The 20,191-nt window shown below is 67.9% G+C and carries 14 protein-coding genes; 4 read left to right on the top strand and 10 right to left on the bottom strand.

From position 1 onward, the window contains the following. Positions 1-14 precede the first annotated feature (14 nt). The gene (locus tag R9X41_RS19425) at positions 15-938 is read right to left on the bottom strand and encodes a LysR family transcriptional regulator (protein WP_318632083.1); all 924 of its coding nucleotides are present in this window, start codon (positions 936-938) and stop codon (positions 15-17) included. Between the two features lie 126 nt (positions 939-1,064). Between R9X41_RS19425 and R9X41_RS19430 the strand changes: the two genes are divergently transcribed. The 3 genes from R9X41_RS19430 to R9X41_RS19440 all read left to right on the top strand — a co-directional run bounded on the left by R9X41_RS19430 (position 1,065) and on the right by R9X41_RS19440 (position 10,075). Next, positions 1,065-2,198 carry an alkene reductase gene (locus R9X41_RS19430; RefSeq protein ID WP_318632084.1) on the top strand — a complete coding sequence of 378 codons (1,134 nt, stop codon included), beginning with the start codon at positions 1,065-1,067 and terminating at the stop codon, positions 2,196-2,198. A gap of 147 nt (positions 2,199-2,345) precedes the next feature. Continuing rightward, the gene (locus R9X41_RS19435) at positions 2,346-9,800 is read left to right on the top strand and encodes a hemagglutinin repeat-containing protein (protein ID WP_318632085.1); all 7,455 of its coding nucleotides are present in this window, start codon (positions 2,346-2,348) and stop codon (positions 9,798-9,800) included. Beyond that, positions 9,800-10,075: a hypothetical protein gene (locus tag R9X41_RS19440; RefSeq protein WP_318632086.1), complete on the top strand. Its 276-nt coding sequence runs from the start codon at positions 9,800-9,802 to the stop codon at positions 10,073-10,075. The genes R9X41_RS19435 and R9X41_RS19440 overlap by 1 nt, the downstream gene beginning before the upstream one ends. A gap of 104 nt (positions 10,076-10,179) precedes the next feature. On the opposite strand, the gene R9X41_RS19445 is transcribed toward R9X41_RS19440, so the two are convergent. Continuing rightward, entirely contained in the window at positions 10,180-10,986 is an 807-nt protein-coding gene (locus tag R9X41_RS19445) for a sulfite exporter TauE/SafE family protein (RefSeq protein WP_318632087.1), read from the bottom strand. Positions 10,987-11,034: 48 nt separating this feature from the next. Next, positions 11,035-12,537, bottom strand: coding sequence for a class I adenylate-forming enzyme family protein (locus R9X41_RS19450; RefSeq protein WP_318632088.1), 1,503 nt, complete (start codon positions 12,535-12,537; stop codon positions 11,035-11,037). A gap of 112 nt (positions 12,538-12,649) precedes the next feature. Between R9X41_RS19450 and R9X41_RS19455 the strand changes: the two genes are divergently transcribed. Beyond that, on the top strand, positions 12,650-13,735 hold the full coding sequence (locus R9X41_RS19455) for a M14 family metallopeptidase (RefSeq protein WP_318632089.1): 1,086 nt from the start codon (positions 12,650-12,652) through the stop codon (positions 13,733-13,735). Between the two features lie 30 nt (positions 13,736-13,765). On the opposite strand, the gene R9X41_RS19460 is transcribed toward R9X41_RS19455, so the two are convergent. From R9X41_RS19460 to metC, 7 genes are read right to left on the bottom strand one after another with little or no spacing between them, the layout of a single operon-like run. Further along, complete coding sequence (locus R9X41_RS19460) at positions 13,766-14,545, bottom strand: ABC transporter permease (protein WP_318632090.1); 780 nt, start codon at positions 14,543-14,545, stop codon at positions 13,766-13,768. Between the two features lie 8 nt (positions 14,546-14,553). Continuing rightward, positions 14,554-15,321 carry an ABC transporter ATP-binding protein gene (locus R9X41_RS19465; protein ID WP_318632091.1) on the bottom strand — a complete coding sequence of 256 codons (768 nt, stop codon included), beginning with the start codon at positions 15,319-15,321 and terminating at the stop codon, positions 14,554-14,556. A 29-nt stretch (positions 15,322-15,350) separates the two neighbouring features. Beyond that, positions 15,351-16,400, bottom strand: coding sequence for an ABC transporter substrate-binding protein (locus R9X41_RS19470; RefSeq protein WP_318632092.1), 1,050 nt, complete (start codon positions 16,398-16,400; stop codon positions 15,351-15,353). Between the two features lie 46 nt (positions 16,401-16,446). Then, positions 16,447-16,884, bottom strand: a complete 438-nt coding sequence (locus tag R9X41_RS19475) for a PaaI family thioesterase (protein WP_318632093.1) — start codon at positions 16,882-16,884, stop codon at positions 16,447-16,449. Further along, complete coding sequence (locus R9X41_RS19480) at positions 16,881-17,894, bottom strand: zinc-binding dehydrogenase (protein WP_318632094.1); 1,014 nt, start codon at positions 17,892-17,894, stop codon at positions 16,881-16,883. The genes R9X41_RS19475 and R9X41_RS19480 overlap by 4 nt, the downstream gene beginning before the upstream one ends. A 22-nt stretch (positions 17,895-17,916) precedes the next feature. Further along, positions 17,917-18,810, bottom strand: a complete 894-nt coding sequence (locus tag R9X41_RS19485) for a VOC family protein (RefSeq protein WP_318632095.1) — start codon at positions 18,808-18,810, stop codon at positions 17,917-17,919. A gap of 37 nt (positions 18,811-18,847) precedes the next feature. Then, positions 18,848-20,086 (bottom strand): cystathionine beta-lyase, encoded by a 1,239-nt coding sequence (metC, locus tag R9X41_RS19490; RefSeq protein ID WP_318632096.1) that lies wholly within the window; start codon positions 20,084-20,086, stop codon positions 18,848-18,850. Between the last annotated feature and the right edge of the window lie 105 nt (positions 20,087-20,191).

The following is a 20,191-nucleotide window of genomic DNA, read 5'->3' on the forward strand; positions in this document are numbered from 1 at the left end:
GACGCGGACGTCGGCTAAATGTCGTCCCAGTAGGGCGGATCGCCGATCGCCTCGAGCAGGAAATCCAGCACCACCCGCACCTTCTGCGAGCGCAGCCGGTTTTCCGGCGACAGCAGGTTGATCTCCGCCGGCTCGGCATCCACCGTGCCGGTCCATTCCGGCAGCAGACGCACCAGCCGGCCGGTGCGAAAGGCGTCACGCTCGAAGATCCAGGTGGGAAACAGCACCAGCCCGCGCCCGGCGAGCGCGGCCGCGAGCAGCACCTCGGCGTTGTTGCTGCGCAGCGGTCCCTGGCCCTGCACGACCACCGGCGCCTCCACGCCCTCACGCCGGAAATACCAGCGCTGCCGACCCGAGCGGCCCTGGTAGAGCAGGCATGCGTGGTGTTCCAGCTCGGCCGGTGTCGTCGGTGTTCCGTGCCGCGCCAGGTAGGCCGGGCTGGCGCAGAGGATGTTGCGCTGCAGGCCCACCCGCCGCGCGATCAGCGCCGAGTCGACCAGCCGCCCCAGTCGCACCGTGATGTCGAAACCCTCCAGCACCGGGTCGATCATCGCGTCGCTCAGCGCGAGTTCCACCGTCAGCTCCGGATAGGCCGCCTGCAGCCGGTCCACCATCGCCGCGATGTGCAGCCGGCCCAGCGCCTCCGGCCCGTTGATGCGCACCAGCCCGCGCACGCCCGCCTGCCGGCCCGACGCCTGCTCGGTCGCGATGTCCAGCGTGTCGAGCACCTCGCGCACCTGCGCGTGGTAGCGCTCGCCGGCCTCGGTCAGCCGCACCGATCGGGTGTTTCGGTAGAACAGTTGCTGCCCCACCTCGCGCTCCAGCGCCGACACGAAGCGCGACACCGACGAGGCCGACACCTGGAAATGCCGCGCCGTTGCCACGAAGCTGCCGGTGGTGCCCACCATCACGAAATAGCGCAGGGCGTCGAGTTGCATCGCATCAGCCAAAACGGAATTGCTGCAATTATCGCAATGGATATTTGTCGCTCCGCCGGATTGAGTCGATGAGAGCATCAATCTAGGATCGCGCCCATCCTTTCTGAAATGCTTCGCGATCCCGTCATGTCCACCCTCTTCGAACCCTTCGACCTCTCCGGCACCACCCTGCGCAACCGCATCGTGATGGCCCCGCTCACCCGCTCGCGCGCCCCGACCGACATCGCCGACGAACGCGTCGCCCTCTACTACGCCCAGCGCGCCACCGCCGGCCTCATCGTGAGCGAAGGCACGCCCATCTCCCGCGAGGGCCAGGGCTACCTGTTCAATCCGGGCATCTTCACCCCGGAGCAGATCGCCGGCTGGCGTCTGGTGACCGACTCGGTGCATGCCGTGGGCGGTCGCATGTTCGCCCAGCTCTGGCACGTGGGCCGGGTGTCGCATCCCTCCATCCAGGACGACGGCAAGACACCGGTCAGCGCCAGCAGCCTGCAGGCCGTGGGCGCCCAGGCCTTCGGCTACGACGCCGACGGCGTGCCGGCACTCATCGACACGCCCGCGCCCCGACAGCTCGCCACCGACGAAATCCCGCGCATCGTCGAGGACTTCGCCCAGGCCGCCGCCAACGCGATCGAGGCCGGCTTCGACGGGGTGGAGATCCACGGCGCCAACGGCTACCTGCACGAGCAATTCATGAACCCGCTGGTCAACGACCGCACCGACCGCTATGCCGCCGACACGCTGGAGAACCGGCTGCGCTTCACCCTGGAGGTCGTCGACGCCGTCATTGCCCGCATCGGCGTGAACCGTGTGGCCATCCGCCTGTCGCCCTACGGCCAGTTGTTCGACATGCCGCTGCATCCGGAGATCGACGCCACCTACACCGCCCTGGCGCGCGAGCTCGGCGCACGCGGACTGGCCTATGTGCACCTGATGGACCAGTCGGGCTTTCGGGTCGGCGAGAAGACGGTCGACGTCGGCACCGAGACCCGTTTCGACGCCCTGCTGCGCGCCATGAAGAGCCACCTGCCGAAGACCGCGCTGATCCTGGCCGGCGGCATGAACCGCGAGCGGGCAGAACAGTTGATCGCCGCCGGCGCCATCGACCTCGCCGCCTTCGGCGTGAGCTACATCGCCAACCCCGACCTGGTGGAGCGCCTGCGCAACGAATGGCCGCTGGCCACGCCCGACCGGGCCACCTTCTACGGCGGCGATGCGCGGGGCTACAACGACTACCCGCCGTATCGCGTGGCGGCCTGATCGGCGAGTCGCTACCACGATCGGACGCGACGGTGAGCCGTCGTATTCCGTCCGATCGGCCCCACTCACCCGCATGGTGATCAACAGTCAATCGCAGGGGATCCCTGGCTGACTAAGGTGCGCGGCTTTCTCGCCAGCTGCACCGCCATGAACCGCCAGTCGCATCGCCTCGTCTTCAACCGCGCCCGGGGCGCCCTCATGGCCGTGCAGGAGAGTGCGGCGGGCAGCGGCAAGGCGGCCTCGGGCGACCGTCGCGCCGGGTCTGTGGTGATCGGGCTGGTGCTCTGCGCCGCCGCCGCCCAGGCCCAGATCGCCGCCGACCCCACGGCCCCCGGCACCCAGCGCCCCACGGTGCTGCAGGCGCCCAACGGGGTGCCGCTGGTCAACATTCAGAGCCCCTCGGCGGCCGGCGTCAGCCGCAACACCTACCGCCAGTTCGACGTCGCCCGGCCGGGCGCCATCCTCAACAACAGCCGCAGCAATGTGCAGACCCAGCTCGGCGGCTGGGTCCAGGGCAATCCGTGGATGGCCGCCGGCAGCGCACGGGTCATCCTCAACGAAGTCAATTCCAGCGACCCGAGCCGGCTGCGCGGCCCCGTCGAGGTCGCCGGTCCCCGGGCCGAAGTCGTCATCGCCAACCCCGCCGGCATCGCGGTGGACGGCGCCGGCTTCATCAACGCCAGCCGCGTCACGCTCACCACCGGCGTGCCGGTCTTCGAGGGCGGCAACCTCGCATCGTTCCGGGTACGCCAGGGCAGCGTCACCATCGAGGGCGCCGGGCTCGACCTGGGCGCGGCCGACCACGGCGCCATCCTGGCCCGCGCCATCGCCCTGAACGCCGGCCTGTGGGCGCAGCACCTCACCGTCGCCGCCGGCGCCCACGACGCCTCGGCCGATGCCAGCACCGTCACGGCAGCGACCGGCGCGCCTGCCGACCGCCCGCGCTTCGCCCTGGACGTCGCCGCCATCGGCGGCATGTACGCCCACAAGATCTGGCTGATCGGCACCGAAGCCGGCCTGGGCGTGCGCAACGACGGCACCTTGTCGGCAGCCGGCGAATTCGTGATGACTGCCGACGGTCGGCTGGAGAACCGGGGCACGATCCAGGCCCGGGGCGACTTGGCGATCCGCACCGCGCAGGGCGTGCAGAACACCGGCGCGCAGGCGCTCATCCGCAGCGAGGCCAACGCCGCAGTCACCTCGGCCGGCGGCATCACCAACACCGAAGGCACCACCATCGGCGCGGCCGGCACGCTGGGCCTCGACGCCGCACGGGGCCTCAACAACCGGGCATCCACCATCGTCGCTGCGGGCGATTTGCGCATCGCCTCCACCAGCATCGACAACCAGGGCGGGCACATCGCGTCGAGCCAGGGCGTCTTGAGCCTCGACACGCTGGGCGGCGCACTCGACAACCGCGCGGGCGCGATCACCGGTCGGCAGGACGTTGGGCTCACCACCGGCACCCTCGACAACCGGGGCGGCACCTTCGCCAGCGAGGGCACGGCGAGCGTCTCCAGCGGCATCCTGGACAACCACCAGGGCCTGATCCAGGCAGGCGGCGCCCTGGCGCTCGACACCCACGGCCAGGCCATCGTCAACACCGATGCGGCCGGCCACGCCAGCCACGCTGGCGGCATCGTGGCCGGCGGCGCCCTCGCCATCGCGTCCGGCGCTCTCGACAACACGGCCGGCTACGTCGGCTCCGGCGGCCCGCTGTCGGCCACGGTCACCGGCGACATCACCAACATCGGCTCGGGCGTCATCCAGAGTGAGTCGAACCTCACGCTCGCTGCCGGCCGCATCCACAACCAGACCGGCGCGATCCAGGCCCTGGGCGATGCCGCACTGACCACGGTCGCGCTCGACAACACCGCCGGCCGGGTCGCAGCCAACGGCGACCTGACCATCGCCGCCGGCCAGCGCATCGACAACACCGACGGCCGCCTCGTCGCCGGCCGCGATCTGAGCCTGGGCGCGACCAACCCAGGCTCCCTGGCGCCGGTCATCACCAGCGCCACCGGCACCCTGCAATCGGGCCGCCACACCCGCATCCAGGCGTCCGACCTGCAGGCCGGCAGCGTCCTCGCAGGCGGCGACCTCGACCTCGATCTGGCCGCCGACTTCACCAACACCGGCACCCTCGCTGCCGGCGGCAACGCCCGCATCACCGCCGCAGGCCGCTTCACCAACCAGGCCGAGGTCAGCGCCACCGACAGCCTGCGGATCGTCGCCCAGACCATCGACAACACCGCTGCCGGCGACATCACCGCGAGCAACACGCACCTGCAGGCCAGCGATCAGATCATCAACCGCGGCCTGATCGACGGCACCGCCACCCGCCTGGACGCTGCCACCGTCTCCAACCTCGGCACCGGCCGGATCTACGGCGACCACGTCGCCCTTGGCGCTGACACCCTCACCAACGACGCCGAGACCATCGCCGGCAAGACCGACACCCCGGTCATCGCCGCCCGCCAGCGCCTGGACATTGGCGCCGGCCATATCGTCAACCGCCAGGGCGCGCTGATCCTCAGCGCCGGCAGCGCAGACGACGCCCTGGCCATCGGCGGCGCGCTCGACGCCAGCGGCCACGCCACCGGCAGCGCCACGCTCCTGGAGAACACGTCCGCCACCATCGAGTCCCTCGGCGGCGCCTCCATCGCAGCCTCCGCAGTCCGCAACACCAACCCCGGTCTCACCACCCGCACCGAGCACCGCACCGAACAACTCACCGAAGCCAGCGAAGTCGAATACATCGTCCTCGGCGGCGTGCGCTACCTGGAGAGCGAGCTCGGCCGCTGCAACCGGTGCGCGGCCGACCGCTTCGACAACGGCGCTACCAGCCTGGAGCGTCTCGAATACGTCGCCCCCAGCGCCCGCTACCCCTTCGAGAAGTACTCGCGCGTGCCCTACACGCTCGAAGAGAGCCGCATCGTCACCGCCGACACCGAGGCCGGCCCCCAGCAGACCACCTTCTTCGAGCGCTACTTCTACCCCGAGGACAGCTCCGTCTGGGCGCTCTTCGAGGTCCCCGTCGGCCAGCACGACGAGCTGCGCCAGCGGCTCACCGCCTACAACCAGGACCTCATCTCGCGCGCCTACCGCGACTACGATCGCATCCGCGTCAAGCGCACCGAGACCGAGCAGACCGTCGTCGACAACCCTGGCACCCCGGGCCGCATCCTCGCGGGCGGTGACCTCCGCATCGACGCGGGCCATGTCTTCAACACCGACAGCCAGATCCTCGCCGGCGGCCAGTTGGCCCTCGACGGCAGGACCCTCGTCAACCAGGAGACCCCGGGCGAGCGCGTCGTCACCGGCTACGGCGACTTCCGCCGCGACCACGTCGAATACGACCCCTACCGGGTGCGCGAGGGCCGCTACGGCGCGGGCGACTACGTGGGTGTCGTCGAGAACGTCACCACCACGCTCGGCAGCGCGCAGGCGCTGGGCGACACCCGCCCTGTTGGCAGCGGCGTACAGCCCGGCGCGCGCCACACGGTCTTGTCCACCGGCGAGCCCGGCCAGCAGGTCCTGTCGATCGACACCAGCTCCACCGGCTGGACCGTCCCCACCAGCGGCCTGTTCCGCCCCAGCCCATCGCCTGCCACCGGCTACCTGATCGAGACCGACCCGCGCTTTACCGACCAGCGCCGCTGGCTCTCCAGCGACTACCTGCTCGAAGCCCTGGGCCTGCGCCCGGCCAGCATCGACAAGCGCCTGGGCGACGGCTTCTACGAGCAGCGCCTGGTGCGCGAGCAAGTCGCCCAGCTCACCGGCCGCCCGCGCCTGGCCGGCTACGCCAGCGACCAGGCGCAATACCAGGGCCTGCTGGACGCGGCCGCCACCTTCGCCACGCAATGGCAGCTGGTGCCGGGCGTGGCCCTGTCGGCGCAGCAGATGGCCCAGCTCACCAGCGATATCGTCTGGCTCGTCGAGCGCGAGGTGAGCCTGCCCGACGGCAGCACCACCACCGCCCTGGTGCCGCAGGTCTACGTGCGCACCCGCGCGGGCGACCTCGCGCCAGACGGCGCGCTGCTCGCCGGTCGGCAGGTGGATATCCGCCTGACCGAAGACGCCCGCAACACCGGCACCATCGCCGGGCGCGAGGTGGTCACGCTCACGGCCCGCAACGTCGACAACCTCGGGCGCATCGCCGGTGCCGACGCCACGGTGCGAGCCGAAGAAGACCTGCGCGTCACGGGCGGGCGCATCGAGGCCGAGACAAATCTCTCTGCCAGCGCCGGCCGCGACCTGACAGTCGAGTCGACTACCCGCACCGCCTCGGCCACCTCGGGTCGATCCACGAGCAGCCTCACCCAGGTCGACCGCGTCGCCGGGCTCTACGTCACCGGCAAGGACGGCAAGGGTGGAACCCTGGTCGCCAGCGCCGGCCGCGATGTGACTCTCGTCGCCGGCGTCCTCGACAGCCAGGGCGAGGTGCGCGTGGAGGCAGGCCGCGACCTCAACCTGACGACCCTCACCACCGCCGAGCGCTCCGACCTCACCGCCGACGAGCGCAACTACCTGCGCCAGGCGGCCACCCGAGAGGTCGGCAGCCTGATCCGCTCGGGCGGCGACACCGCCCTGAGCGCGGGCCAGGACCTCATCACCCGCGCTGCCACCGTCGACGCCCGGGGCGACCTCGCCGTCACCGCCACGCGCGACGTACGGATATCGGAAGGCCGCGCCACGACCGCCAGTGACGACGCGCGCTACGCCCGGAGCTCCGGCCTTCTGTCCTCCTACAGCCAAGCCTCCCGCGAACAACGCGAGCGCGACACGGCCATCGGCTCGGACCTCGGCGGCAAGACGGTCACCATTACGTCGGGCCGCGATACGCTGGTGAGGGGATCGACCGTCATCGGCGACGAGGGCGTGGCGATCACCGCCGGCCGGGGTCTGACCATCGAAGCGGCACGGGAACAGGAGCGCTCGGCCACCGCCGCCGAGACCAAACGATCCGGCCTCATGGGCAGCGGCGGCTTCGGCGTCACCCTGGGCAGCCAGGCCATCGGCGGCGAGCAGACCCGCGCGGCCACGAGCGCGGCCGCCAGCACCGTCGGCGCCATCGCCGGCGATGTCACGCTGACGGCTGGCGGCACCTACACCCAGACCGGCAGCGACGTGCTCGCCCCCGAGGGCGACATCGCCGTCACCGCGCGCAACGTCAGGATCACCGAAGCCCGCGAGACCGAGCGCAGCACCACCGAGCAGCACGCCCGCCAGAGCGGCCTGACGCTGGCCGTCACCAGCCCGGTCATCGCCGCCGCGCAGAGCGCGGTCGCCAGTGCCGAGGCCACCGGCGACACCGGCAGCGCCCGCATGAAGCTGCTCGGCGCGGCCAGCACCGCCATGAGCGGGGCCACGGCGGTCGGTGGCCTGCAGGACGCTGCATCGAGTGGCGGAGGCGGCGTCAACCTCGCGCTCAGCGTCGGCGCCAGCCGCAGCAGCTCCACCACGACCACGACATCCGACAGCGCCCGCGCCAGCACCGTCCAGGCCCGCAACGTCACCATCCGCGCCACGGGCGGCGGCCAGGACAGCGACCTCCTCATCCAGGGCAGCGAGGTGACCGCCCGCCAGGACGTGACCCTGGAGGCCGACCACCGCATCGACATCGTCTCCGCCCAGGACACGAACGAGCAGCACAGCAAAAACAGCAGCAGCGCGGCCAGCGTAGGCGTGAGCTTCGGCACAGACGGCCTGATGTTCAACGCCAGCGCCTCGGGGGCCCGAGGCCGCGCCGACGGCAGCGAGACCCGCCAGGTCAACAGCCATGTGACCGGTGGCCGACAGCTCAGCATCCAGAGCGGCGGCGACACCACGCTGGCCGGCGGCGTCGTCCAGGCCGCTCAGGTGAGAGCCGACATCGGCGGCAACCTTGTCATCGAGAGCCGGCAGGACACGGCGAAGTTCGACAGCCGCCAACAGAGCCTCGGCGGCTCGGTGAGCCTGGGCTACGGCCGCTCCGGCGGCAGCCTATCGGTCGGCCAGAGCCGGGTCGATGCCGACTACGCCAGCGTCGCCGAGCGCAGCGGCTTCCAGGCCGGAGACGGCGGCTTCCAGGTAAAGGTGCAGGGCGACACGAGCCTTACCGGCGGCGCCATCGCCAGCACCGAGGGGGCGGTGCAGGCCGGCAGGAACACCTTCGAGACGACGAACCTCACCACCCGCGACATCGAGAACCGCGAAGACTGGCACGCCAGCGGCTTCAGCTTCTCGGGCGGCTACAGCAGCGGCGGCGGCGGCAAACCCAGCGACGGCAGCGCCCAGGGCGCCACGCCCAACGCCGCCGGCGGCGTCAACGGTGCGGCCGCGGGCATCGGGCGCACCAGTGGCCATGCGGCAAGCACCACCACCAGCGGCGTCAGCGGCATCGCCGGCGACACCTCGGTGCGCACCGACGACGACGCCCAGGGCATCGAGAAAAAATTCGATGCGCAGAAGGTCCAGAAGGAAGTAGCCGCCCAGGTCCAGATCACCGCCACCTTCGGCCAGCAGGCAGCCAAGGCGATCGGCGACTACGCGGATGCGAAGTACCGCGAACTGAAGGAGAGCGATCCCACCGAGGCGGCCAAGTGGGCCGAGGGTGGGAGCTACCGCGTGGCGGCGCATACGGTGCTCGGGGGCCTGACCGGTGGTGCGGCCGGCGCGGCCGGGGCCTTGGCGAGTCAGGCGGCGATCGATGTGGTGGCCCGGCAGATCGCATCGAGCGAACTACCTGTCGGCATCAAGGAGGCGCTGGTGACCGCCGCCGGATCGGCCATCGGCGCTGTGGTCGGCGGTGGCGCGGGAGCGGCCGGCGGGTTCAACGCCACGACCAACAACTACCTGAGCAGCGCCGACCTCCGCAGCAGAAACCAGCAGATCGCCGACTGCAATGGCAACGCAGCCTGCATCGCCGGCATCCAGCGCGCCAGCCAGGACACCAGCCTGGCAAACAATTCCCGAGCACTCGACGCCTGCCTGACGGCGAAGACCGACTGCGGCGGTGCCGTAGACGCCGTGCAGCAAGACCGCGCCGACCTGCAGAACTACCGCGCTCAGCTGGTCGAAGCGCAGACCCGTGCACAAGGCGCCGAGCGCGACGCACTGACGCAGCAGATCGGCGAAACAGACCGCCAGATCGCCTCAGCCAGCAACGCCATCGTCGAGGCCAAACTGATCCAGGCGGGGGGTGAATACGGGCTGGCGGACCTGACGGCCGATGAGAGGATGGCGATCGGGTTCGCGCTGGATCCAGTACAAGGCGCATTACCAGGCTCGAGCAAATCGATAGCTTCCGGCGGTATAGCCGCGAATGAACAATATTCGTCAAATTCGCTACCGAGAGGCTCTATCAGAAGTCCAATGGACGTAAAACCGGGCTCAAACATTTCAACCATAGTTGGTAAGACCACATACACAGGCCATGCGCTTGATCAAATGCAAGGCCGAGGAATTCCTATATCAGCAGTCGAAAACGCGCTCAAAACCGGCGAACCATACCCGACGCGGGATGGGAAAAAAGGCTATTATGATCGGCAAAACAATTTTAGAGTTATTATGAGCACAACCACCAGTCGAGTTATTACAGTGATCCAGGGAAAGCCATAATGAAAAAATCTCAATCTCTTTTTTATAAAATCAAAGATATATTATTTCAGGACTGGGATCCAATAGGAATAAATAGAACAGAAGGCGCAGAAAATGAATATGACGGGTACATTCCAAATTTATCAGCAATATTATGCAAGGAAAATGCATCGCTTGAACTTGTTCAATATTTGCGATGGATTGAAGAAGAGCGAATGGGGCTGGAGTTCAACGAGCCGGCGGCTCTAGAGATTGTTCAGAAGATTCTGGCGCTAAAAATTGAACCGTATTCTTAACTACGGTTAAACCAAATAAAAGGTTACCGGAATTTCCTGAGGCACACCTCGCGCCACTCCAAATCCATTGGCAAATTGACCAATAAAAAAGCAGAAACCCCGCCTCAAACCACCAATCCCCCAACTACCTTCAACACCAACATCCCCGCCACCAAAAACCCCACCGCCGCAAACGCGATCGTCGTCCACCGCTGATTCACACGCCCCGCCACCGCGCTCCCCACCAGCAGCATCGCCAGACACCCCGCCGAGAACGGCACCGCGATCGCCGGCGCCGCCCGCCCATGCGCCAGTGCCAGCGCTGCGCCCGACCCCGACACGATGAAGATCACCGCCAGCGAGGTCGACAGCACCTCGCGCGGGCTGACGTCGCTGTAGCGCTTGAGCGAGGGCACGATGACGAAGCCGCCGCCGACGCCGAACATGCCGCTCATCCACCCCGACACGCCGCCCACCGCCGCCATGAAGACGGCGCAGCGCCGTGTCCAGCGCAGCCGGCCCGAGGCGGGGTTGAGCAGGCAGGGGATCAGGTCCTCGTCGCGCGCCACGATGGTCGACGGGCGCAGTGCGCCGTACAGCGTGCGCGACGAACTCAGCGCCAGCACGGCAGCGAACAGCAGGGTGAGCGGTGCGTCCGGCAAGGCGTGCGCGGCGATGGCCCCCAGGGGCGAGACGGCGACGCCGACCACGCCGATCAACAAGGCGGCGCGCCAGCGCACGGTGCCGGCACGCAGGCCGAGCACCGTGCCGACGCCGGTGGCGGTGGCGATGCCGACCAGCCCGATCGGCGCCGCCTGCGCCACGCCCAGGCCGAGTCCGAACACCAGCAAGGGCACCGCCAACACACCGCCGCCCGCACCGGTCAGCCCCATGACCAGGCCGGCCACGGCCCCCAGAAAAAATACGTTCATCCTCCGATCATGCCGCCGTTCGATACGAGCGGTGGCATGGCGAGCCGGTCAGGCCGAAACGGCGGCGGCAGGTGCCTGCGCCAGGCGCATCAGCTCGCGCCGGTCGACCTTGTTGGTGGCGGCCAGCGGCAGGCTGTCCAGAAACCACACCTTGCGCGGATGCTGGTAGGCCGGCGCGTTGGCCAGCACGAAGTTCTTGACCTCGTCCTCGCCGATTTCGTGCCCGGCGCGCAGCACCACGAAGGCGACTGGCTTCTGGCCCTTGATCTCGTCGGGCACCGGCACCACGATGGCCTGCATCACCGCCGGCATGCGTTCGATGACCTGCTCGACCTCGCCGGGATAGATGTTCTCGCCGCCGCAATTGAACATGTCGTCGACCCGGCCGACGAAGAAGTAGCAACCTTGCGGGTCGCGATGGAAGACGTCACCGGACTTGTACCAGTTGTCTTCCGTGAGCACCTGTCGCGTCTTCTCGGGCAGGTTCAGGTAGCCGAGCATGTTGGCCGGCGTGCGCATCCACAGTTCGCCGTCGCTTTCCGAATCGCCGCCCGGCCCTACCAGCCGCACTTCGACGCCGGGCGACGGCCAGCCCAGACCGCCGCCGGGAATGGTCTTGCCGGCCGCCGGCCCGAAGACGACCGGTCCGCCCTCGGTGGTGCCGTAACCGCCGGCCAGCGTCGCCTTGGGGAACGCCGCCTGCACCGCCGCGTAGAGCTGGTCGGTGGCCGGCGCCGAACCCATGCGCACGTAGCGCACATGGCGGGTGTCGATGGCGGCGAGCGCCTCCTTCTGCGCCACCACCATGGCCATCATGGTGGGCACCGAGGTGACCCAGGTGACGCCGAATCGCTCGATTGCGGCGATGAACTGCTTCGCCTCGAACTGCGGCAGCAGCACCATGCTGGCGTGCGCCACCAGCACCAGCTTGCAGGAGGCCAGCGCGTTCATGTGGAACAGCGGTGCGGCGACGATGAAGCGCTCCTGGTCGATGGCCGCACGCCCCTTGGTGCGCGCCTCCAGCGCCCACAGCTGGCCTTCGTGCGACAGCTGCACGCCCTTGGGCCGGCCGGTGGAGCCGGAGGTGTAGAGGATCATCGCGCAGGCGTTGGGCGCCGGGCGCACGGTCTCGAAGGGGCCGTGGTCCAGGAAGGCCGACCACTCCGCGTTGTCGAGCCGTACCGCGTCGGTGCCCGGCGGCAACTGACCGGCGCGCGGGCCGTCCACCAGCACCAGTCTGGCGGCGCAGTCGTTCAGGATCAGCTCGATCGTGTCCTGCGCCAGCTTGTAGTTGACCGGCACCGCGACCATGCCGGCACGCATGGTGCCCAGGTAGGCGATGAGGTACTGCGCACTGTTGATCGCCATCAGCGCCACGCTGTCGCCCGGCTGCAGGCCACGCGCCACCAGGCCACGGGCGAAGGCGTAGGCCAGCATGTCCAGCGACTCGTGGGTATAGGTCTGCGGATCCGCGAAATCGGTGCAGTCGATCAGCGCGACGGCTTTCGGGTCTTTGGAAGGATCGGTCAGTTTTCCGAGGTTGAACAACATGTTTGAGCCTGTAAAGCGAGGAAAGTCAGCAGAGCTTGGAATAAAAATCCAATGAACCCGCCATAAAATTAAAAGTCATTCCAACCGTTGGCCGAGGTCTAGATTGTTTGACTTGTCTGTTTTCTCTGATACATACCCGCAGGCGCGGCAGAAGTTCCTGGACGCCGCACGCGACTGCGGCGCGGCCGTTACCAGCTATCCCCATACCGAGGCCAAAGGCCCGAGCGGCGAGGCACTGTTCATGGACGTGGCCCGCATGGGCGCGGCCGATGCCCGCCATGTGCTGGTAGTGGGTTGCGGCACGCACGGCATCGAAGGCTATTCGGGCTCGGCGGCGCAGACGAACTGGATGAAGACCTTCGACATGGCGAGCATTCCAGCCGGCGCGGCGGTGCTGTTCATCCATGCGCACAACCCGTGGGGCTTTGCCCACGCGCTGCGTTTCACCGAAGAGAACGTCGACCTCAACCGCAACTTCGTCGACTGGTCCGCCACTCCGCCGGCCAACCCCGGCTATGCGCAGGTGCACCAGCTCATCGCCCGACCCGAATGGCGCGAGGACGAGGTGGAAGGCCTGTTCGCACAGTTGGCGGCTTTCAAGGACCAGGTCGGGGAACAGGCCTATTCCGACGCCTTCAACGGCGGCCAGTACAGCCACCCGGAAGGCATCTTCTACGGCGGTGCGCGGGAGCAGTGGTCCAACCGCACCTTCCGCACCATCGTGCGCGAGCATCTCGCCGGCGCCACCAGCGCCGCCATGGTCGACCTGCACACCGGCATCGGCCCGCACGACGGCCATATCTTCCTGTGCTTCCACCCACCGGGCAGCCCCGGCTACGAACGTGCCCGCCGCTGGTGGGGCGAGCGCGCGGTCAACCGCGAAGGCGTCACCCACAAGGCGGTGGCCAAGTACCAGGGCCTGCTGGTCGACGCCTTCTGCGACATGCTGGCCGGGCAGCAGACGACCGCCGTGGTGGTGGAGTTCGGCACCCTGCCCCGCCCGGCGATGCAGCGCGCCTCCATGGCCGCGCGCTGGCTGTGGGCCACGCCCGATGCCGACCCGGCCCTGCGCGTCTCGCTGATGCACGACATCCGCGAAGCGTTCTATCCCAGCGCGCCGGCATGGCGCGCCGGCGTGCTGGCGCAGTCCAGGGAGATCATCGACCGGGGTCTTGCCGGAATCGCCCACAGCGCTTGATCTGCTTTCTGGCTGCCCGACCTGTCCGACCTATTCGGACAGCGACGAATGCGCCGAGCGGTCCCAGAACACCAGCTTGCGGTGCAGCAGCTTGACCAGCTGGCTGCCCGTGATGCCGAGCACCGCCAAGCTGATGAGCGCGGCGAACATGGTGCTGGTGTCCAGCGTGGTGGTGGCCGCGTTGATCAGGTAGCCGAGTCCCTTGGAGGACGACACGAACTCCGCCACCACCGCGCCGATCAGCCCCAGCACCACCGAGATCTGCAGGCCGGCGAATACGTGGCCGGCAGCCGACGGAATCTTGATGCGGGTCAGCACATGCCAGCGACTGGCCGAGAAGACACGCATCAGATCGAGCAGTTGCGGATCCGTTGCCTTCAGGCCGACCGCCGTGTTGATGAACATCGGAAAGAAGCAGACCAGGCCGACCATCACCGCCTTGGAGGCCAGGCCGAAGCCGAACCACACCAGGATGAGCGGCGCCAGTGCCACCTTGGGCATGGACTGCAGGCCGAGCACGAAGGGATAGAGCAACCGCTCCAGCGCCCGGAATTCGGCGAACAGCACGCCGACGACGAAAGCCAGCGAGCAGCCGCAGACATAGCCGATGGCCATGGTGGAAAGCGTGTAGCCGAAGTCGCCCCAGTAGGCGCCTTCGATATAGGCCTTGTAGAGCGCGCGGCCGACGCTGTCGGGCGGCGGCAGCACGTAGTTGGGCACGCCCCAGGAACTGACCGCGAAGTGCCAGAGCACCAGCAGCACGGCCAGCAGGACGAGCGGATAGATCGTGGATTTCAGGCGTTCGTTCATCGCTCGGATCAGTGGTGGGCGAACAACGCGCGCAGTTCGGCGCAGAGTTCGCCGAATCGCGGGGTGGCCATGGTTTCCAGGGTGCGGGGCATGGGCAGGTCGATCTCGATGTCGCGCAGCACCTTGGCCGGCCGCGCCGACAGCACGATGACGCGCGTCGACAGGAACACCGCCTCGGGAATCGAGTGGGTGATGAACATCACCGACTTGCGCGTCTCCATCCAGATGCGCTGCAGCTCGGCCATCATGTGTTCGCGGGTCATGGCGTCGAGCGCGGCGAAGGGCTCATCCATCAGCAGCAGGCCGGGGTTGTGCACCAGCCCGCGTGCGATGCCCACGCGCTGCTGCATGCCGCCGGAGAGCTCGTGCGGATAGTGCTTCTCGAACTTCGACAGGCCCATGGTCTCCAGCAGGCCACGGGCCGCGCGGGTGCCGGCTTCCACGTCCATGCCGAGCGTGCGGATCGGCAGCAGCACGTTCTCGATCACCGTCTGCCAGGGCAGCAGCGTGGCCTGCTGGAACACCATGCCCACGTCGCGGCGCGGGCCGGTGATGCGCTTGCCGGAGAACTCGGCGACGCCGGCCGACGGCGTCATCAGTCCGGAGGCCACCTTGAGCAGCGTCGACTTGCCGCAGCCCGAGGGCCCGAGGACGGAGAGAAACTCCCCTTCCATGAGCGAGGTGCTGAATCCGTTGATGGCCGTGGTCGACCCGCGCTGTGACCGGTAGGTCACCTCGATGTTGTCGGCCTTGAAAACTGGCACCTCGATGCTCATGGAAATATCCGCTCTCTCTAACGTTTCGATCAGTCCTTGAACGCCTTGGCCGCCGCGATGATCTTGGCGGTGTCGAAGGTGGACATCTGCGCGACGAAGGCGTTGGTGTAGCAGTTCTGCACGTTCACGTCGGCCGTGGCGAGCTGGCCGCCGGCGTTGAGCGCCTTGGCGAAGTCGGTCCAGGTCTTGGGCGGAAAGTAGCCCCACTGCCGCGCCTGGCCGGCGGGGAAGTCGAGCATCTTGTCGAAGCGCGCGGAGAACACCTTCACGCCGTCTGCCAACACCTTGGCTTCGTCGCCGGCGGGCTTGGCGTTGGGGTATTCCTTCCAGAACAGCTTGACGCAGGCCTCGCGGTTGATTTCGCAGAACACCGTGGCCTTGGCCACCGCGCGGCCGAAGCCCACCAGCACCTGCGGCTTGTCGCGAATCATGTCTTCGTGCGCCACGAAGCCGTTGGAGAACAGCGCGGCGTACTGCGGCGCCTGCGGCAGCCGGCGGATCTGCGTGCCCTGGGCTTCGAGCGTGGCGTGCTGCGCGTCGAACAGGTTCAGCGCGTCGATGCGCTTGCTGGTCAGCGCCAGGAAGGCTGCGCTGCCGATGCCCACGGGCACCATGGTGGCGTTGACCTTCAGGTCCTTGAACTGGGCCTTGGTGATCGGCACGTTGCCGAAGGTCATGGCGCCCACGCCCACGGTCTTGCCGTCGAGCTCCTTGATCGACTTGATCGGCGAGTCGGCCAGCACCGCGAACTCCCAGCCCGACGACCGGGTGGCGTTGTAGAAGAACTTGATCGGCAGCTTTTCCTGGCCCGGCGCCTGCGACAGGATCAGCGTGTCGGGGTTGGGGTAGCCGATGTCGACGCGCTTGGCGAGCATCTGCGGAATGAGGGTGCCGGTGCCCTTGAAGCCCAGCAGTTCCACGTCCAGACCTTCCTCGGCAAAGTAGCCGAGCTGCTTGGCCGCGACCATCGGGGCCTGCGACAGCGTCATTTCGGTGACGTTGCCGTAGACCACCTTGGTGGCGGCCGTGGCCGAGAACGAAGCCGCCAGCAGCACGCAGGACGCCAGCAGCGATTTCACGAGAAGTTTCGAAGAAGAGGCACGAGACATTTTTTCTACTCCCTGATCAGCCCGTGACGGGCACATAGGTTCCGCGACCGACCGCCACCAGTTTGCGGTCTGCCGAGAACACGTCGATATCCACGACCGCCGCCGTGCGGCCGGTCTTGCGCACCACGGCGGTGGCGTCGAGCCAGTCGCCGAGGCCGGGGCGCAGGTAGTCGATGCGCAGGTTCATGGTGGGCACGCCGCCGCCGACCATCATGCCGATGGCGAAGTCGCCCACCACGTCGATCAGCGCCGCGATGGCGCCGCCATGAAACTGCCGCGAACCCGGCGCGCCGCGCTCGATCTCCGGGCGGATCGGCATGCGCACGCTGAGCTCTTCCTTGTCGTAGTCCATCGCCAGCACTTCGAGGCGCATCGCGCGGATGAAGGTGGAGCGTTCGAAGATGGCCTCAAGGCCGGCGCGGTCGAGCCGCTTGACGGTCGCGGCCTCGCTCATGGCTTCACCACGATCTTGCCGAAGACCTGGCGGTCTTCGAGGTAGCGGAACGCTTCGTTGATCTCTTCGAGGCCGTAGGTCTTGTCGATCACCGGCTTGAGCTTGCCCTCGCGCACCAGGCCGAGCAGGGTGATGAGTTCGTCGCGGCTCCAGCCGTTGGAGCCGAGCACCTGCAGCTCGTAGCTCCAGATGAATCGCAGGTCTTCCTTGGGGTCGTAGCCGGCGGTGGCGCCGCAGGTCAGCACGCGGCCGCCCCGGTGCAGGGTGCGCAGCGACTTCACCCAGGTGTCGCCACCGGTGAAGTTGACGACGACGTCGACACCCTTCTCCGCCAGCCGGCGGTGCGGCTTGCCGAAGTTGGTGAAGACCCATTTCATGAAGTCGTCCTGCTTGTAATCGAGCAGGTGGTCGGCGCCGAGTTCCTTCAGGCGTGCGAGCTTCTCGGGCGAGGACGCGGCGGCGATGACCTCGCAGCCGGCGAGCTTGGCCAGCTGCACGCAGCAGGTGCCGACGCCGCCGGACGCGCCGAGGATCAGCACGCGTTCGCCGGCCTTGATCTTGCCGATCGTGGTCATCATGCGGTAGGCGGTGCCGTAGGCCACCGGCAGGCTGGCGGCGACTTCGTAGGACACGTCGTCGGGCAGCTTCACCAGGTGATGGTCGGGCACGGCGCAGAACTCGGCCAGGCCGCCGTGGCGCGCCTCGCCGATCACGCCGCCGAAGTTCTTGCGGTCCGACGGGTCGATCAGCACGCGGTCGCCGACCTTCCAGCCGCCTTCGACGTCGGGGCCGACCTCCACGATCTCGCCGGCGAAGTCGAGCGCCATGATCATCGGCATTGGCACGGTGATGCCGGGCATGCCGTTGCGGGTGAAGACGTCGTGGTAATTCAGCGATGCGGCACCGACCTTGACGATCACCTCGCCGGACGCGGCGACCGGGTCGGCGAAATTCGCCTCGAACTGGATGCTTCCCGGACCGCCGTGTTCGTAAATGACTGCTGCTCTCATGTTTTCTCTTGCCTAGGATGAATCAGATCGATTGCGTGAATTGAAGAATGCCGTGGGCCGCATGCTCGGGGCCGACCCACAGTGCGGGCGCCGCGCCGTCGAGCGTGGTGGCGCGCACGTAGCGCACGCCGCGCGCCTGGAACAGGGTTTCCAGCGCGTCGAGCGAAGTGACCTCGATGCCGGCGCCGGCCACGCGGTGCAGCGGCGCTGCGGCCAGCTCGGCCGGGAGCGCGGCGCGCAGGGCCGCTTCGGTCATGACGCGCAGCGAACCCGCGGCCAGGTCGAAGCGCAACGCGTCGCCCTGCCGGGTAGGCGCGCCGGCGAACCGGGTAAAACGCTGTTCGGTGGCGGCGAGGTCGTCGGTCACGAAGATGATTTCGGCCAGCGCCTGCGCACCGTTGTCGTGGTCGAGCAGATGCGGCTGCCACAGCACCTCGGGCGTGACGTGTTCGATGACGATGAAGCGCGCCTCGGGCGTCTGCGTCTGGTCGAGGTAGGTGTTGCGGAAGATCGCGCGGCGGACGCCGTCGTTGGCCGGGCCGAAGATGGCGTCGCGCTCCAGCGCCATCGGCGCCTCGCTGCGCACGCCGGCGGCCTGCAGCGCGGCGTAGCCGGCGTCGGCGGAATCGCAGCGCAGCGCCACGATGTGCATGCCCTGGTAGCGGTCGAGCATCTTCTTCACGTTGCTCGGCAGGGCCGGGTCGACCAGGCCGAGCACCTCGAAATAACCGCGCCGGAACATGGCGCAGTGGTTGCCCGATCCCCAGGGCTCGACCGCGCCGCCGGCGGTCATGGTGCCCGCGTGCATGCTGCGCGGCGCCAGGGTGAAGCCCATGCGCTCGAAGGCGACACGGGCGGCTTCGAGGTCGAAAACGGCAAGACCGACGTGGTCCAGGGTCAGGCCCGGTATTGGCATGGCGAAAGGCTCTTTCGTTGGCGTGGTGGGTAGGCGATCACGAAACCGGCAATGCGGCCTGCGCCTGTTCGTGGGAAGGCACGCCGGCCGCGCGTGCGGCGGCGAGTGCCTGGTGCATGTCGGCGATGAGGTCGTCGGCGCTTTCCAGCCCGGCGTGGATGCGGATGAGATGGCCTTGGTTCATGCACCGGGTGGCGGTGCGGACGGGCATCGGATCGGCCAGCAGCGCCAGGCTCTCGAAGCCACCCCAGGAAAGACCGATACCGAAAAGCTTGAAACTACGGAACAAAACAGAAAGCTGAGCCTTGGACATCGGCCGGAGGACGAAGGCGAACAGTCCGCTCGCCCCAGTGAAATCGCGCTGCCAGAGGGAGTGCCCCGGATCGCCCGGCAGGCCGGGATGCAGCACGTCGAGCACGTCCTCGTGTTGCAGCAAGCTTTGCGCCAAGGCGATGCCGGTGGCCCAGTGGCGCTGCATGCGCACGCCGAGCGTGCGCAGTCCGCGCAAGGCCAGGAAGATGTCGTCCGGACCCGCCGTTTCGCCGAAGGCGTGGGCGCTGGCTTGCAGCGCGGGCCAGGCGCGCTCGTTGGCGGTGGCCACGCCGAGCAGCGCGTCGGAGTGGCCGATGATGTATTTGGTGGCCGCATGGATCGAGATGTCCACGCCGTGGTCGATGGCCTTGAAGTACAGCGGCGTTGCCCAGGTGTTGTCCATGACCACCAGCGCACCGGTACGGTGCGCATAGGCGGCGATGGCGGGCACATCCTGCATCTCGAAGGTCATGGAGCCCGGCGCCTCGACAAAAACGACGCGGGTGTTGTCCTTGAGTCGGTGTTCGAAGTCGCTCAGGTCGGTGGGCGAGAAATATTCCACCTCGATCTGCATGCGCGCCAGCACCTGGTCGGCGAAGTGCCGCGTGGGGCCGTAGACGCTGTCGCTGATCAGCAGGTGGTCGCCCGCTTTCAGCAGGCCGACCAGGGTGTGGGTGCAGGCCGAGAGGCCCGAGGGGAACAGGATGGAGCGGAAACCGCCTTCGAGCTCGCAGATGGAATCTTCCAGCGCACGCGACAGGGGCGACCCGAATCGTCCGTAACTCGCCATGGGATTGGAAACACTTTTGCGCGAGTCCCACTCTTCGAGCGAGTTGGCCAATATCGTGGATCCCCGGTAGACGGGAACGTTGACCAGGCCGGCGTGGTCGGCGGGAGAGCGGCCGAGGTGGGCCAGGCGCGTGTGGGTATCGACAGAAAGGCGTGCGGACGGGGGACAGTTCATGGAGGCGTTCCGAGTGGGCGAGCGCAAATGAGTGTATTGCTCACCCCCTGGAATCGGCTTGCTATCTATGGCTCGACTTTTATACTAATTGGAATGTTATGCCCT

The organism is Xylophilus sp. GOD-11R (genome assembly GCF_033546935.1).
In the GTDB taxonomy this organism is placed as follows: domain Bacteria; phylum Pseudomonadota; class Gammaproteobacteria; order Burkholderiales; family Burkholderiaceae_C; genus Xylophilus.

Excerpts from the sequence above, each read along its gene's own strand:
- R9X41_RS19440 (WP_318632086.1), top strand. The coding sequence starts at position 9,800 with ATGAAAAAATCTCAATCTCTTTTTTATAAAATCAAAGATATATTATTT.
- R9X41_RS19465 (WP_318632091.1), bottom strand. The coding sequence starts at position 15,321 with ATGAGCATCGAGGTGCCAGTTTTCAAGGCCGACAACATCGAGGTGACC.
- R9X41_RS19460 (WP_318632090.1), bottom strand. The coding sequence starts at position 14,545 with ATGAACGAACGCCTGAAATCCACGATCTATCCGCTCGTCCTGCTGGCC.
- metC (WP_318632096.1), bottom strand. The coding sequence starts at position 20,086 with ATGAACTGTCCCCCGTCCGCACGCCTTTCTGTCGATACCCACACGCGC.
- R9X41_RS19485 (WP_318632095.1), bottom strand. The coding sequence starts at position 18,810 with ATGCCAATACCGGGCCTGACCCTGGACCACGTCGGTCTTGCCGTTTTC.
- R9X41_RS19425 (WP_318632083.1), bottom strand. The coding sequence starts at position 938 with ATGCAACTCGACGCCCTGCGCTATTTCGTGATGGTGGGCACCACCGGC.
- R9X41_RS19450 (WP_318632088.1), bottom strand. The coding sequence starts at position 12,537 with ATGTTGTTCAACCTCGGAAAACTGACCGATCCTTCCAAAGACCCGAAA.
- R9X41_RS19475 (WP_318632093.1), bottom strand. The coding sequence starts at position 16,884 with ATGAGCGAGGCCGCGACCGTCAAGCGGCTCGACCGCGCCGGCCTTGAG.
- R9X41_RS19480 (WP_318632094.1), bottom strand. The coding sequence starts at position 17,894 with ATGAGAGCAGCAGTCATTTACGAACACGGCGGTCCGGGAAGCATCCAG.
- R9X41_RS19430 (WP_318632084.1), top strand. The coding sequence starts at position 1,065 with ATGTCCACCCTCTTCGAACCCTTCGACCTCTCCGGCACCACCCTGCGC.
- R9X41_RS19445 (WP_318632087.1), bottom strand. The coding sequence starts at position 10,986 with ATGAACGTATTTTTTCTGGGGGCCGTGGCCGGCCTGGTCATGGGGCTG.
- R9X41_RS19435 (WP_318632085.1), top strand. The coding sequence starts at position 2,346 with ATGAACCGCCAGTCGCATCGCCTCGTCTTCAACCGCGCCCGGGGCGCC.